The 15118-nt window shown below is 45.9% G+C and carries 11 protein-coding genes; 7 read left to right on the top strand and 4 right to left on the bottom strand.

Translation table 11 applies throughout. The features are described from left to right. Positions 1–92 precede the first annotated feature (92 nt). Positions 93–1253 (bottom strand): acetyl-CoA C-acyltransferase FadA, encoded by a 1161-nt coding sequence (gene fadA, locus GQS54_RS03600; protein WP_166422632.1) that lies wholly within the window; start codon positions 1251–1253, stop codon positions 93–95. Positions 1254–1274: 21 nt separating this feature from the next. Then, the gene (gene fadB, locus GQS54_RS03595; protein ID WP_166422631.1) at positions 1275–3434 is read right to left on the bottom strand and encodes a fatty acid oxidation complex subunit alpha FadB; all 2160 of its coding nucleotides are present in this window, start codon (positions 3432–3434) and stop codon (positions 1275–1277) included. A gap of 200 nt (positions 3435–3634) precedes the next feature. Between fadB and GQS54_RS03590 the strand changes: the two genes are divergently transcribed. From GQS54_RS03590 to GQS54_RS03575, 4 genes are all read left to right on the top strand, one after another. Then, positions 3635–5629, top strand: a complete 1995-nt coding sequence (locus tag GQS54_RS03590) for a transglycosylase SLT domain-containing protein (RefSeq protein ID WP_240919819.1) — start codon at positions 3635–3637, stop codon at positions 5627–5629. Between the two features lie 66 nt (positions 5630–5695). Further along, a complete protein-coding gene (pepQ, locus tag GQS54_RS03585) occupies positions 5696–7027 on the top strand; it encodes a Xaa-Pro dipeptidase (RefSeq protein ID WP_166422630.1) in 1332 nt (443 codons plus the stop codon). Positions 7028–7191: 164 nt separating this feature from the next. Then, positions 7192–8148 carry a slipin family protein gene (locus GQS54_RS03580; protein ID WP_166422629.1) on the top strand — a complete coding sequence of 319 codons (957 nt, stop codon included), beginning with the start codon at positions 7192–7194 and terminating at the stop codon, positions 8146–8148. Continuing rightward, a complete protein-coding gene (locus GQS54_RS03575) occupies positions 8132–8584 on the top strand; it encodes an NfeD family protein (RefSeq protein WP_166422809.1) in 453 nt (150 codons plus the stop codon). Before GQS54_RS03580 ends, GQS54_RS03575 begins: the two co-directional genes overlap by 17 nt. A gap of 2 nt (positions 8585–8586) precedes the next feature. Here GQS54_RS03575 and GQS54_RS03570 read toward each other — a convergent pair whose 3' ends face one another. Next, positions 8587–9189 (bottom strand): glutathione S-transferase family protein, encoded by a 603-nt coding sequence (locus tag GQS54_RS03570; protein WP_166422628.1) that lies wholly within the window; start codon positions 9187–9189, stop codon positions 8587–8589. A 179-nt stretch (positions 9190–9368) separates the two neighbouring features. On the opposite strand from GQS54_RS03570, the gene GQS54_RS03565 reads away from it, so the two are divergent. Continuing rightward, positions 9369–10481, top strand: coding sequence for a hypothetical protein (locus GQS54_RS03565; protein WP_166422627.1), 1113 nt, complete (start codon positions 9369–9371; stop codon positions 10479–10481). 165 nt (positions 10482–10646) lie between these two features. Here GQS54_RS03565 and pmbA read toward each other — a convergent pair whose 3' ends face one another. After that, positions 10647–11972, bottom strand: a complete 1326-nt coding sequence (gene pmbA, locus GQS54_RS03560; RefSeq protein WP_166422626.1) for a metalloprotease PmbA — start codon at positions 11970–11972, stop codon at positions 10647–10649. Between the two features lie 101 nt (positions 11973–12073). Between pmbA and yjgA the strand changes: the two genes are divergently transcribed. Together yjgA and GQS54_RS03550 are read left to right on the top strand one after the other, a co-directional pair. After that, positions 12074–12601 carry a ribosome biogenesis factor YjgA gene (gene yjgA, locus GQS54_RS03555; protein WP_166422625.1) on the top strand — a complete coding sequence of 176 codons (528 nt, stop codon included), beginning with the start codon at positions 12074–12076 and terminating at the stop codon, positions 12599–12601. 7 nt (positions 12602–12608) lie between these two features. Next, complete coding sequence (locus GQS54_RS03550) at positions 12609–15044, top strand: Ig-like domain-containing protein (RefSeq protein ID WP_166422624.1); 2436 nt, start codon at positions 12609–12611, stop codon at positions 15042–15044. Positions 15045–15118 lie beyond the last annotated feature (74 nt).

Here is a 15118-nt window from a genome sequence, read left to right as displayed (position 1 = left end):
AACATAAATAAGCGCAGCGTATGCTTTGTGGGCGAAGCTAAAAAAAAGGCGCCAATCAAGGCGCCCTTCATCATACAGAGTTAAAAAGAACGCTATACGCGTTCAAACACAGTTGCAATCCCTTGACCTAAACCAATACACATAGTCGCTAAACCGATAGATTTATCGTTCGCTTCCATTAGGTTGATTAAGGTAGTTGAGATACGCGAACCAGAACACCCTAGTGGGTGACCAAGCGCAATCGCCCCGCCGTTAAGATTCACTTTATCTTCGTAAGAATCTAACCAACCCAGATGCTTAATACAAGACAGTGCCTGTGCCGCGAACGCTTCGTTAAACTCCGCTAATTCGATATCGGCCATGGTCATGCCAGCACGCTTAAGGGCTTTTTGAGTCGCCGGTACTGGGCCAAAGCCCATGATAGCGGCATCACAACCCGCTACTGCCATGGCGCGAATTTTCGCACGTGGGGTTAAGCCTAGTGCTTTGGCTTTATCGGCAGACATAATCAACATGGCTGATGCGCCATCTGATAACGCTGATGATGTACCCGCAGTCACCGTGCCGTTAACGGGATCAAATACTGGGCGTAACGCTGCCATGCTTTGCGCCGTTGAGTCTGGACGAATCGTTTCATCGGCATCAATTAGCTTTAACACGCCATCAGCGTCGTGGCCTTCGGTGGCGACGATTTCATTCCAGCGACCTTCAACAGCAGCTGCGTGGGCTTTTTGGTGTGAGCGCGCACCGAATGCATCTTGCATTTCACGGGTGATACCGTTTTGACGACCTAATAATTCAGCGGTCATGCCCATGCTGCCTGACGCACGAGCAGCCGTTTTAGCAATACCTGGGTGAAAATCGATATTAAAGTCCATGGGTACATGGCCCATGTGTTCAACACCACCAATCATGTACACGTCACCGCGTCCACTCATGATACCACTGGTTGCATCATGCAAGGCTTGCATAGATGAACCACATAAACGGTTAACCGTTACGGCTGCCACACTGCGTGGAATATCAGTCAGTAATTGCGCATTACGGGCGATATTAAAGCCTTGCTCTTTGGTTTGTTGTACACAACCCCAAATAATGTCTTCAATCTCGTTTGGATCAAGGTTCGGGTTACGCTCAATCAATTTGCTCATTAGGTGAGCTGATAAGGTTTCAGCTCGTACATTGCGGAAAATACCGCCTTTCGAGCGCCCCATTGGGGTACGAATACAATCGACTACTACGACTTCTTTCATGTTCTTGTCCTCTGGTGCTATTTAGGCTGATTGAGAAAAATAAGATTTACCTGAGGCGGCCATTTCACGCACACCATCTGAAATCTGATAAATCGGACCTAAATCCGCATATTTGTCGGCTAGGGCTACAAAGTTAGCCAAGCCCATGGTTTCGATGTAACGGAACACGCCGCCTCTGAAAGGAGGGAATCCCAAGCCGTACAACAAGGCCATATCAGCTTCTGCTGCACTGCCCACTATGCCTTCTTCTAAACAACGAATCGCTTCGTTAGCCATGGGGATCATCACGCGAGCAATAATTTCATCAGCATCGAAATCACGCTTGTCAGCACAATGTGGTGCAAACAACTCGTATGCTTCAGTCGCAGCTACTTTCGCTGGACGACCACGTTTGTCTAGGCTGAAGTTGTAGAAACCTTTACCGTTCTTCTGACCTAAGCGTTCAGATTTGTACAACAACGTCACCGGATCATTATCGATTTTTTGCATACGCTCAGGAATACCGTCAGCCATGACGCTTGATGCGTGATCTGCGGTGTCCATGCCCACTACGTCAAGCAGGTACGCTGGGCCCATAGGCCAACCGAAGATTTTCTCCATGACTTTATCGACTGCAACAAAATCTGCGCCGTCCATAACTAACTTGCTAAAGCCCGCGAAGTAAGGGAACAACACACGGTTTACCAAGAAACCAGGGCAATCATTCACTACAATCGGGGTTTTACCCATTTTCAAGGTGGCTGCTACAACGGTTGAAATAGTTGCGTCTGTGGTTTTCTCACCACGGATAATCTCAACCAATGGCATTTTGTGCACTGGGTTAAAGAAATGCATACCGCAGAAGCGCTCTGGCTTTTCTAAGCTTTTCGCTAACTGATTAATCGAGATAGTAGATGTATTTGAGCAAATCACCGCGTCATCAGACACATGTTGCTCAGTTTCTTTAAGCACGATGCCTTTAACTTTCGGGTTTTCAACGACCGCTTCGATAACCAAATCAACATCTTTAATGGCTGAGTATTCAAGGGTAGGCACAATGCTGTTTAAGGTGCTGGCCATTAGCGCTGGGGAGACTTTACCGCGCGCCATGCCTTTGCCTAGAATTTTAGCCGCTTCATTTAAGCCAAGGTCTAATGCACCTTGGTTAATGTCTTTCATAATAACCGGCGTGCCTTTCACGGCTGATTGATAGGCAATACCGCCCCCCATGATGCCTGCGCCTAATACCGCAGTTGACTTAACGTCTTTAGTCGACGCTTTAGCCTGCTTCTTACCTTTGCTTTTCACCAATTGGTCAGCAAGAAAGATACCCACTTGGGCTTTCGCTGCATCGCTTTTCGCTAATTTGGTAAAACCTTGGTTTTCAAGCGCTAGTGCGCCATCGCGGTCTAAACGGGCTGCGTTAGCAACAGTATCTACCATGGCGTGCGGTGCTGGGTAATGTTTACCCGCTTGAGCGAATACCATGGCTTTTGCTGTTGAGAAGCTCATCAAGGATTCGTTTTTGTTCAACTTAAGCGGAGCCTTTTTCTGGGCGCGACGTGCTTCCCAGCCAAACTTACCGTCAATCGCGTCTTGCAACATACTAAGCGCTGCATCACGTAATTTTTCAGGTGCAACGACTGCATCGACTGCGCCTTCCGCTAATGCTTTAGCGGCTTTACGGTCACGGCCTGTGGTCATCCACTCTAGGGCGTTATCAGCACCGATTAAGCGAGGTAGGCGTACTGTGCCACCAAAACCGGGCATTAAACCGAGTTTAACTTCAGGTAAGCCGATGGCTGCTGTGGTGTCCGCCACGCGCAGATCACAGGCTAGCGTCATTTCACAACCGCCGCCTAAGGCAAAACCATTGATAGCCGAAATTGTCGGGAAAGGTAAGTCTTCGAATCGATCGAATACTTGAGACGTTTTCGCTACCCAAGTCAGCACTTCTTCTTCGGGCATGTCGAACAAGCTAGTGAATTCGGTAATATCAGCCCCTACGATAAAGGTCGACTTATTCGAACGAACCAAAACACCCTTCACGTCTGACTGACTGTTAAGGGCTTGAGTGGCTTCGTCTAGCTCACTAACAGTTTGACGGTCAAATTTATTCACCGAACCTTGAGCATCGAATACAAGCTCTGCAATGCCGTTTGGCAACAGCGTTACGTTGAGGCATTTGCCTTCATATATCATTATTTTCTCCTTTGGCTATGGCCAGGATTGAGGGTATCAACTGGATAAACGTTCAAATTACGATTAATTCCTGAACAACTTTTTAATTAATATCTTCATATCAAAACATCAACTAATTTATAACAATTATAAAATTGGGGTAACTTGCCATATTTCAACTGGTCATGCCAGTTAAATATGTTGAAACTTAGGTTGTCCCTATGCCATCAATGCAGATATCTTATGGTAGTAATTTAACCAATAAACGAGGCAGGGCTATTCTGCGTATCAACCATTTTCTGTTGCTACTGCTAGTGTGTTTTTCATCTCAAGCAACAACTGTACTTTCCCCAACAGAACAAAAACTGACAAACCAGCGCAAAATTTTCGTCGAAGCAGAATCTCTGGCTTACAATCCTCAAAGCGCTGAGTATCAAGCGTTAGTCGCACAGTTAGTAGACTATCCTTTGCTACCTTATGTCCAGTTGAAAGCATTGATGCACAACATCAATAGAAAAAATGAAACCCAAGTTAAGGCTTTTCTAGCGCGTTATGAAAATACCCCACTGGACAGATCATTACGCAAGGCGTGGTTGCGGTATTTGTCAAAATCCCAGCGTAAAGTTGAGTTTTTAGACGCATACAAAAACACCGGTAGTGCCGAGTTAGCTTGTCGAAAAATTGAATTTAGCCTGTCGGACCCCGCTCAGCGCGAAGTTGCCTTAACCGAAGTACCCAGATTATGGGTGGTAGGTCAGTCTCAGCCCAAAGCCTGTGATCAGGTTTTTCGTATCTGGCAAAAAGAGAATCTGTTAACCAAAGAAATGGTTTGGCAACGCCTAGTACTGGCCGCCACCAACGGTAAGCAGACATTAGTGCCCTATTTGAAAAGGTTGCTGCCTGAGGATCAGCGCTACCTAGCCGATTTATGGCTAGCCGTGCGCAAAGATCCAAGCTATGTCAGTCGCGGTTCGCAATTTCCCCATAAACAGGTAGACAAAGAAACCCAGATATTGATTTACGGGTTACGACGCTTGGCTTTTAGCGAGCCTGAGTTAGCTTTAAAAAGCTGGTTTGCGTTAGAAAAACGCTTTGCTTTTACTGCGCCTCAGCGTCAGTCAATAACTGAACGCTTCGCCATTGCTCTGGCGGTAGCCGACCATCCCCAGGCAGATTTATGGTTAGATAAAGCCAGTGCTGATTCATCTGATATTGAGTTGTTTCGCTGGCATCTGGCTCACGTATTGCGTTTAGGTAATTGGCAACATGCCTTAGAGCTGATTGAAGCGGCACCACAAGGAATTTCTCAAGACTTGGCTTTTCAATACTGGTTAGGCCGCTCATACGAACAATTAAAAGCGGCAGATTTAGCCCAACAAACCTTTAGCAAACTGGCGGATCAACGACATTATTATGGGTTTATGGCCAGCGGTAAATTGGCTCAAAAACCTACGCTACACGACAAAACCCTGAGTTTTAGCGCAGTGGAGCTTCTTGAAGTGGCTAATATGCCCCAAGCTAGGCGGGCTTATGAGTTTCTACAATTAGAACGTGACCTTAGCGCTAGGCGTGAATGGTACGACTTACAGTTAAAGCTAACGGAACAACAAAGCTTGATGGCCGCTGTGCTGGCCGATAGTTGGCAGTGGCATGACCAAGCTATATTCACCTTTGCGCGAGTGGGCTATTTAGATGATTTAGAGCGTCGTTTTCCTATCGCATACGATAAAACCTTGATCAATAGCGCGCAAAAAAATCAAATAGATCCCGCTTGGGCGTTTGCTATTGTGCGCCGTGAAAGCTCCTTTATGGCGGATGCCAATTCACATGCTGGGGCTCGTGGCCTAATGCAGCTGATGCCCGGTACAGCAAATTATTTAGCCAAAAAGAAAGTCGGTCGTAGCACCTTGTTTGACCCAAAACAAAACGTCGAGTTTGGCACGCAATACATGCGTTACCTAATGGACAAAATGGACAACAACCCTGTACTTGCTACCGCATCATATAATGCAGGTTGGCGTAAAGTATTAGACTGGCTACCTGAGCAAGACACCGTGCCGATGGATATCTGGGTGGAAACGATTCCTTACAAAGAAACCCGCAATTATGTAAAAGCGGTGATGGCATACAAGCAGATATATTCTCAGCGCTTAGGCCAGCCGAGTCATGTGTTTAAAGAGTTAGTCGATATGCAAATTGCCCCTATACATCAATGAGGTAGCTAGCGCGATAATCGTGGGTTGTGATACCGTAAAGGGATGATCAACTCGTGGACGTAAAACATGCAACAGCTAGCTCAACTTTATCCGCAACATATCGAAGAATTACAAGCCAGAACAAAAGAGGCCTTGTCTCGCGAGGGCATAGACGGCCTAATTATTCATTCTGGGCAAGCTAAGCGCATGTTCTTAGATGACAATAATTATCCGTTTAAATGTAACCCGCAATTCAAAGCGTGGTTGCCTGTCATTGATAACCCAAATTGCTGGTTAATTGTGAATGGCTCAGATAAGCCTAAGCTGATTTTTTATCGTCCAAAAGATTTCTGGCATAAAGTGCCGCCTGAACCCAATGACTTTTGGGTTGAGCAATTCGATGTTGTCTTGTTAACCCAAGCTGATGCTGTTGAAAAACATTTACCCTACGACAGAAGTCGCTTTGCCTATATTGGTGAGTATATCGAAGTTGCTAAAGCCCTTGGTTTCGATTTGGTAAATCCAGACCGTGTACTGAATTACTTGCACTATCAGCGTGCTTATAAAACAGACTACGAGCTAGGCTGCATGCGCCAAGCAAACCGATTAGCGGTTGCTGGCCACAATGCGGCGGCGGCGGCTTTTGCCGCAGGCAGAAGCGAATTTGATATTAACCAAGCCTATTTAGCGGCTGTGCGCCAAAGCGATAACCAAGTGCCTTACAACAATATTGTGGCGCTAAATGAGAACAGCGCTATTTTGCATTATATGGATCAGGACATTGCTGCCCCTAGCGAGTCTCGTTCGTTCTTAATCGATGCTGGTGCTAGCTTTCGCGGGTACGCCGCGGATATTACCCGCACGTATAGCTCTGCAAACAGTCCCAAAAACAATCACTTCGCCGAGCTCATCAAGGGAATGGATCACGTGACACTGACCTTGGTCGATATGCTAAAACCAGGCGTGCCATACACTGACGTACATATTGCTGCTCATGGGCTGATTGCACAGCTGTTGAATCAATTTAACATCGTTAATTTGGCTGCCCAAGACATTCTCGCTGAACAGATTGTAAGCACGTTCTTCCCTCATGGAATTGGCCACTTTTTGGGTTTGCAGGTTCATGACGTGGCTGGCTACGTAGCCGATGATCGCGGTACGCCAAATCCTCCTCCTGCTGAACATCCATTTTTACGCACAACCCGTATCATTGAGCCTCGTCAGGTTTTCACCATTGAACCTGGTTTATACTTTATCGATAGTTTGTTGGCTGATTTGAAAGGCTCTGAAAAGTCTAAGTTTATTAATTGGGATGTGGTTGATAGCTTTAGGCCTTACGGCGGTATTCGTATCGAAGACAACATTATTGTGCACAGAGACAAAAATGAAAATATGACCCGAGACTTGGGTTTAAACTAATTGAACTGAAACTCACTGCGCGGTATATAACGTCTTAAAGTTAGAACGCATTAGCTCAAGATTGAATATTTGAAGACTAACGAGGTTAGCGATACACGTGAATTTTGTCAGTCTAACTTACAATAGTAATACGGCTCTTTAGCCGCTCAATAAGGAAGATATATATGGACGTTTTACTCAATTATTTACTCTCGGTACAAACATTGCTTTTAGTGTTTGTGATCGTATTACTTAAATCATCTATCAAATTTGTGCCCCAAAACCGCGCGTACGTGATTGAACGTTTTGGTAAGTACCAGTCGACCAAAGAAGCTGGCTTAAACTTTATTATCCCCTTTATTGACCGCGTTTCTGCTGACCGCTCATTGAAAGAAAAAGCCGTCGATGTGCCAGAGCAAAGCGCGATAACAAAAGACAATATTTCATTGTCGGTAGACGGTGTGTTGTATTTTCGGGTACTTGACCCCTATAAAGCCACTTACGGTATCGACGATTATGTATTTGCCGTCACCCAGCTAGCCCAAACCACCATGCGTTCAGAGTTAGGTAAGATGGAGCTAGATAAAACCTTTGAAGAGCGTGATGTACTAAACACTAATATCGTTGCCGCCATCAATGAAGCGTCAGGCCCTTGGGGTATTCAGGTACTGCGTTATGAGATTAAAGATATTGTTCCCCCATCATCGGTCATGGAAGCCATGGAAGCCCAAATGAAAGCCGAACGGGTGAAACGTGCACAGATTTTAGAATCAGAAGGCGATAGACAAGCAGCCATTAACCGCGCTGAAGGTGAAAAGGCGTCAGTGGTACTCGCCGCCGAAGCAGATAAAGCCGAAGCCGTGTTACGTGCCGAAGGTGAAGCGACGGCCATTGTGGCGGTTGCGACGGCGCAAGCTGAGGCATTACGTCAGGTCGGTGAAGCCGCAGCCACCGACGAAGGTCAAAAGGCCATACAACTTGATTTAGCGACCAAGGCAATTGAAGCAAAACATGCCATAGCAAAAGAATCATCCGTGGTTTTGCTGCCTGATAGCGGAACCGATATTGCTGGCGTAGTCGCGCAAGCGACCACCATTATTAACTCACTAAATCGAGCAAAGCATGATGTGGTTAAGCGATAATCTCGGTATTGGCCTAATAAGCGTTGGCTTAATATTACTGGTCATTGAAATAGCGGTCTTGGGGTTTTCCACTTTCGTGCTGTTTTTTGTGGGAGGTGCGGCCGTTATTACTGGTTTGCTGATGCAAATCGGTGTGGTGGAAGACACCAATTTAAACGCGACATTATACGTGTCCCTGTTTACAGCTCTACTGGCGGCGTTTTTATGGAAACCGCTTAAAAATATGCAAAAAGATGTGGATCCTAAAAAGGCCAGCAATGACCTAATCGGCCTAACGTTTATGGTCGCCACAGACATCAGCGCTGAAAGACCCGGAATGCATCGTTATTCAGGTATAAACTGGCGTGTAGTCAGTCAAGATCCCATCGCCAGTGGCACCCAGGTAGAGGTGATTGCTGTGGACGTAGGGCAATTCACCATAAAACCTTGCAAGTAAGCTTACGCTGAGCCCATTGGCACATAATGAGGTAAGGCTTCGATACGCGCCAACCAAGCTTGTACAGCGGGGTAAAGGCTCAAATCGAAGCCGCCTTCATGGGCCACATGGGTGTAACCGTACAAACTAATATCGGCGGTAGTGAGCTGTTCACCGACCAAAAATACGCTATGGGTCAACTGAGACTCCATCACAGACAAGGCTTTATGCCCACCAGCTTGTTTGGCTGCATATTCGGCTTTTTTGTCCTCAGGTAAGCCCAAGTACTTGGCAATAAAGCGAGCAACGGCGATATATGGCTCGTGGCTGTATTGTTCGAAAAACTGCCATTGCTGCACTTTAGCCACCATAAACGCATCCGTGGGCAGTAAATCACTGCTACTGGCCAAGTAATTGATAATCGCGTTTGACTCCCAAAGGTGCCGCCCGTCATCCAGTGCCACAAGCGGTATTTTACCGTTTGGATTTTTAGCCAGAAAAGAATTAGCTGCGGTATCACCAGCGAGAATATCAACATGAACCCATTGATGCTTGATACCTAACAAGGCACAAACCAATTTGACCTTGTAGCAATTACCCGATTGTTCATCAGCATAAATTTTCATGCAATATTGACCTTATCTTATGGTTGTCGTTACGATTTATAGCTGCGGGCAGCGGTTGAAATGAATTAACAATCCTCGCTTGTAATTTAACCGATAAATCCATATAAATAATCAGCAGTAATCAAAAAATACTCGGCAGTCAAATGCGAAAATAACCCACAATAGAGAAGAATGCTCCTATGGCTGACCATCGCCCCTTGTTCAAACATATTAGAAATCACGATGCCTTGTTCTCTGAATTAGCGTTATTACGCAGCGAATACGTTGAGCAGTTGGGCTTAAGTAATCATGAATTTCACAAGACCCCTAAGTTTATTACCCCGGATGGTAGACGCCTGACCATAGAGCCAGAGCGCAGCATAGTGGTGCCTAACGTAACTGTGCTTCGTGGGGTTAAAAATCAATTAGCTAGAAGTATTCCCGGTTTTCACATAATCCCGAACAGCGAAATTGGCTTCCGTTACCCAACAGCCGCTATTGCGGGTAGCGATGCGCCGTTTATCAAACGTTTCCGCTCAGAGTTTTTTCACAAAGATGGTGAAAATCGTAATATCTGCCGTCCAATCAATTTGTCGTACGGAATAAAAAGTCGAGGCAAAGCAGATAATCGTCAAGAATATGAGGTTTGGGTACAAGATCAGCATTTAGCCCAAGATCCGTCGCATTTATTTATTGATAAATACGGTGAAGACTTACCCGATGAAGTTCGCAAATTCGCCTTAGAAGAGCCCGTAGTGCATGGTTGGATGGGCGTAAAACGCGCCGCTTTTGAAGCTATTTACCACGCCCCTAAGTGCTTTGGCGATATTGCTGTTTGTGTGGGCTTGTCGGTAGACGCATATAACATTGGTGCTCGACCCGATTTAGCCTATAGCTCAGAGGTTGGCAGCTCTATTGCCAAAGGCAATGCTGAACTCGAATGGGAAGTCATGGGCTATTACGCCCCCATAGGACAAGCATTTGACCATGAACAAATATGGCACGCTATTGATAGCACCATTGCTGCGATTGCAACGCCGTTAGAAAACACCTATCAGAATGAGCTTATATCGACTAATGAAAGCAAGACCGAGCGCATTTTAAGCACGGTGGCCGCGGTAGGCTCAACCCCGAAACAAATCGCTGCGTGGAACTTAAAGCCATGGGAGTTTTTAGAAACCACCAGCGAACACCGCATGAAAGAACATGATCCTAGTCGCAGCGTGAACTTACTTGGCAGACTGAACCGTTTATTTTACCAAGAGAAACAACCCTTGCCGTCATTGAATGAAATACATGATTTGATTGCATAGGCATAAACTATTGAGTTAACCCGACACGCCTGGGTAATGGGAAATGGTCAATGGTCAATGGTCAATGGTCAATGGTCAATGGAGAGTGTTAACGAGAACGTGTGAACGAAACGTTCAAAAAAGTATCATTGAATAGGCCCGTGAACACGGGCCTAACATTACGCATTAGTCGCCAGCGACTTGCATATTATCAATTAAAATAGAGCCGGTTTGAATACTGCCACGACGTTCAATTTCTGCGCCAACCGCCACGATATTCTTCAACATATCGGCTAAGTTGCCCGCAATAGTGATTTCATGTACTGGGTACTGAATAATGCCATTTTCAACCCAGAAGCCAGCCGCGCCACGACTATAATCGCCGGTCACCACATTTACGCCCTGCCCCATCAATTCGGTCACTAATAAACCAGTGCCTAATTCTGCCAGCATTTGCTTATCACTTTGTCCTGAAGATTTAATCAACCAGTTATGAATGCCACCAGCATGACCCGTGGTCTGCATATTCATTTTACGGGCTGAGTAACTGGTCAATAGATATTGATTCAGTATGCCATCAGTCACGATTTCGGCATCTTGCGTGCGCACGCCTTCATGATCAAATGACGAACTGGCTAAGCCGCGCATAATATGTGGACGTTCACTAATAGCAAACCAGCTAGGTAATACTTGCTCACCTAATTTATCCAGCAAAAACGATGATTTGCGGAATAAGTTACCACCGCTTATTGCACTGATAAAGTGACCGATAAGGCCTGAGGCAATTTCTTTATCAAACAATACCGGCATTTTTGCGGTTTTGATTTGACGAGCGCCTAAGCGACCAAGCGTAAATTCAGCTGATTCTTTACCCACTTGCTCTGGGCTAGCCATTAAATTAGCCTGACGCTCAACGGTATAGCTGTAATCACGTTGCATATCGCCGTCTTGCTCACCAATAACCACACAACTCATGCTGTATCTACTGCTGTTGTAACCTACGTTCAAGCCATGACTATTACCGTATACTTTAGTGCCGAGGTTGGCATTGTAAGACGCGCCATCAGAATTCGTAATACGAGGGTCAAAAGCAAGCGCAGCGGTTTCCGCTTTAATGACTTGCTCAATGGCGAAGTCAGTATCAAGCTCAATAGGGTGATACAAATCGAGATCTTGTGGCTCAAAAGCCATTAGATCTTTGTCGGCCAAACCGGAACATGGGTCTTCACCTGTGTATTTAGCAATCTCAATTGCTTTTTCAACCGTTAACCGCAGTGCCCCAGGACTTAAATCTGCAGTTGATGCACTGCCTTTACGTTGGCCTTGATAAACTGTTATACCTAAACCACCGTCATTGGTAAATTCGACGGTTTCAACTTCCTTCAAACGTGATGAAACGGCGATACCACGCACTTTAGACATGCTTGCTTCAGCTTGTGTGGCGCCTTTTTCTTTGGCAAGTTTTAGTACATCTTCGACTATTTGTTGGATATCCGTTAATTGCTGCTGCATACACCCTTCACTATCAAACGAGATTACCTTGAGCGACGAACTATATTAATCGCCCATACAAGGTTACAATATTTTTCTAGTGTACCACTAAAGACATTGTTATGGCCTTATCTCCAGATAAAAACGAATTCGAAGTAGAACAAGACGACACGCAATTGAGCAAGACTCAGCTCAAGAATCAATCAAACGACTTACAAAAATTGGGCGTATCCCTCGTGGACTTAAGCCCAGCAGCGTTAGCGAAAATTCCAATGGATCAGGAATTACTCGATGCTGTGTTGTTAGCCCAGCGTATTTTGCGCAAAAAAGAGGGCTACCGTCGACAATTGCAATTAATCGGTAAGTTAATGCGCCACAGAGATGTGACGCCAATTGAACAAGCTTTGCTGCAAATTCAAGCTTCCCATCAAAAAAGTAATCAAAAATTTCACAAATTGGAAGTTTTGCGCGATAACTTAATTGCCCAAGGCGATAGCGCAATCGAAGAACTACTAGAAGATCACCCAGCTCTGGAACGTCAGAAATTGCGCCAGTTGGTTCGCCAAGCGGCAAAACAACGAGCGGATAATAAACCGCCCAAGGCGGCTCGCGAGTTATTTAAGTATCTGCAGTATTCAATAGATGGATAAATAAAATATGAGTTTTAGGTTACCGATTTGCATAGTGTGGTTAATGCTTTTTGCATTAACCAGTTGTGGTGGTGGGGTGTCAGGTAAAAATGGCGATGACCCATTTGGCTCTGGCAGTGATTCAGATAATGAAACGTTAAGCTATGCGTTAACGCTATCAATCTTTGAAGAACAATGCGCAACATCAACACAAAGCTTTACCTCAGGCGAAGTGGCCTGCGTACAAGCAACTTTGACCCAAGACGGTAACCCAGTTCAAGGTGAAATAGTGACATTTAGCGGCTCACTCGGGTCGCTTTCAACCAGCACCAAGCTGACAAATAACCAAGGGATAGCACAGGTTACCATTGATAGCGAAAATACCGATTTAGGTGCAGCGACACTTAGCGCGACGTTCAGTGATGCCAGTGCCCTACAAAACTACGAATATTTAAGCGACTCGACTACCACTGCTCAATCTGTGGTGCTCGGTATTGTCATGCTTAAAAATGGCCAAGCCGTCAACCGCTTTCAAGCCGATGGTGACGTGCAATTACAAACACAAATTCTAGACGTAAACGATGCGCCTCTTGCCGGCATAATCGTTACCTTTAGTGCTCCGCTGGGCACATTGAACACGGATTCAGCCTTAACGGATAGCAATGGAGTGGCACAGGTAACCTTATCTGCCACTGATGATGATATTGGCGCAGGCGTTGCCACGGCAACGGCGGTAGTGAACGACATTGATTTAGCCAGTTCGTTAAATTATGAAGTGCAATCGGCGGGTGCGATTAGCGAGCAATTAATCCGCTTAGGCTATTTTGACGATAATGGGATATTTGTTGAAAACCAAATGGGCGTGAGTGCACGCAACGCTGCCGGTGATGTTGAAATAAGTGCAGGTGGCACGTTAGGCCTTTCCATAGCGCTTGTGGATGAAAACGATCAGCGTATTTTGACTCAAACTCCCGTGACCTTTAGTGCCAACTGTGTAACGAATGGTTTTGCCACGATCGACACCTTAGTCAATACCATAAATGGCGTCGCTAATGCTACATATGAAGATCAAAGTTGCGCCGGTAGTGATGGTAATAGCGATTCCATCGTCGCATCAGTAGTGGTTAATAACGCGACGCTCAGCGTTTCTCAGACAATAACTATTCAAGCTGAATCTATCGGCTCATTGGCGTTTATTTCAGCACAGCCTAGCGCGTTGGTACTTAGCGGAACAGGAGGACAAAACAGTGCTTCTGTTTCAACCTTGGTATTTCAGGTAAACGGTGCATTGGGAAATCCATTAGCCCAGCAAGAAGTGTCATTTAACTTAAACACCCAAACAGGTGGCCTCACGCTTTCATCAAGCTCTGGCTTAACTAACTCACAAGGTCAGGTTAGCACCCGTGTTACCGCCGGTAGTGTGCCTACAGCAGTGCGCGTGACGGCTGAAGTCGAAACCGATTCCGGAGAGACTATCGTCACCCAGTCTGATTTATTGTCGGTTAACACAGGGTTACCGGACCAAAACAGCGTCACGCTAAGTGCTGATAACGTCAATCCAGAAGCGTTTGATATAAACGAACAAGAAGTGAACCTTGTGGTGCGCTTGGCTGATACGTTTAATAACCCCGTGCCTAATGGAACGGCGGTCAGCTTTACAGCTGAAGGCGGCTCTATCGACGGTAGCTGCACAACGGTTGCAGGGACCTGCGCTGTGACTTGGGTAAGCGCTAACCCCACTGTGCCCGATCATCGCATTACTATATTAGCCACCGCCATTGGCCATGAAACCTTGTTCGACAGTAACGGTAACAATATTTATGACGATGCTGATGGCGTAGGTTTTAACGACGGCACCGATAGCGGTTTTACTACCAGCTTATATGGTCAAACGGGCTTTGTTGATATAAGCGATGCATGGCGTGATGATAATGAAAATGGGATCCGAGATAACGCCGAAATATTCTTAGACTATAACAATGATGGTCAATTCAATGCACCAGATGGGCTATTCAATGGCCCGCAATGTACCGGAGATACCTGCGGAGTTGGTCTAGCAGGCACGGTTCATGTACGTCGCGCTTTAGTGTTGGTAACGTCAAGTTCAGCTGCACAAATAGATATTTTGGATAGTACTGATGCGATTGTCGCCAGTAACTATCAAACCGTTAGCCAACCCACAGCGATTGCCCGAAACAACGCGGTCAGTTATACCCTCACCTTTGCCGATACGGCTCGTCAGCCTATCGCTAGTGGTTCGACCATCGTTATAAGCACCAGCGCAGGGCAACTAAATGGTCAAACTAACTTAACCATGCCACAAACCGCCGTTAATGCAGAATTCCGCGCCACCTTCACCTTGGAGAACGATGTGACTGAAATAACACAAGCCACAGTGAGCGTGCTAATTACCTCACCCAGTGGCGTGCAGTCCGCAACAAGCATGATAGTCACGTTGAATTAGTGACATTGGACTAACGAGATAAGCACAATTCAGCAGATATAAAAATGGCGCGAAATTCGCGCCATTTTTATTAT

The organism is Paraglaciecola sp. 20A4 (assembly GCF_011378905.1).
Lineage (GTDB): Bacteria > Pseudomonadota > Gammaproteobacteria > Enterobacterales > Alteromonadaceae > Paraglaciecola.
The sequence above is the reverse complement of the archived record's forward strand: the minus strand, read 5'-3'. Positions and strand labels throughout refer to the sequence as shown.

Bases quoted from the DNA above. Each gene is read 5' to 3' on its own strand.
- fadA (WP_166422632.1), bottom strand. From the start codon at position 1,253: ATGAAAGAAGTCGTAGTAGTCGATTGTATTCGTACCCCAATGGGGCGC.
- fadB (WP_166422631.1), bottom strand. From the start codon at position 3,434: ATGATATATGAAGGCAAATGCCTCAACGTAACGCTGTTGCCAAACGGC.
- GQS54_RS03590 (WP_240919819.1), top strand. From the start codon at position 3,635: ATGCCATCAATGCAGATATCTTATGGTAGTAATTTAACCAATAAACGA.
- pepQ (WP_166422630.1), top strand. From the start codon at position 5,696: ATGCAACAGCTAGCTCAACTTTATCCGCAACATATCGAAGAATTACAA.
- GQS54_RS03580 (WP_166422629.1), top strand. From the start codon at position 7,192: ATGGACGTTTTACTCAATTATTTACTCTCGGTACAAACATTGCTTTTA.
- GQS54_RS03575 (WP_166422809.1), top strand. From the start codon at position 8,132: ATGTGGTTAAGCGATAATCTCGGTATTGGCCTAATAAGCGTTGGCTTA.
- GQS54_RS03570 (WP_166422628.1), bottom strand. From the start codon at position 9,189: ATGAAAATTTATGCTGATGAACAATCGGGTAATTGCTACAAGGTCAAA.
- GQS54_RS03565 (WP_166422627.1), top strand. From the start codon at position 9,369: ATGGCTGACCATCGCCCCTTGTTCAAACATATTAGAAATCACGATGCC.
- pmbA (WP_166422626.1), bottom strand. From the start codon at position 11,972: ATGCAGCAGCAATTAACGGATATCCAACAAATAGTCGAAGATGTACTA.
- yjgA (WP_166422625.1), top strand. From the start codon at position 12,074: ATGGCCTTATCTCCAGATAAAAACGAATTCGAAGTAGAACAAGACGAC.
- GQS54_RS03550 (WP_166422624.1), top strand. From the start codon at position 12,609: ATGAGTTTTAGGTTACCGATTTGCATAGTGTGGTTAATGCTTTTTGCA.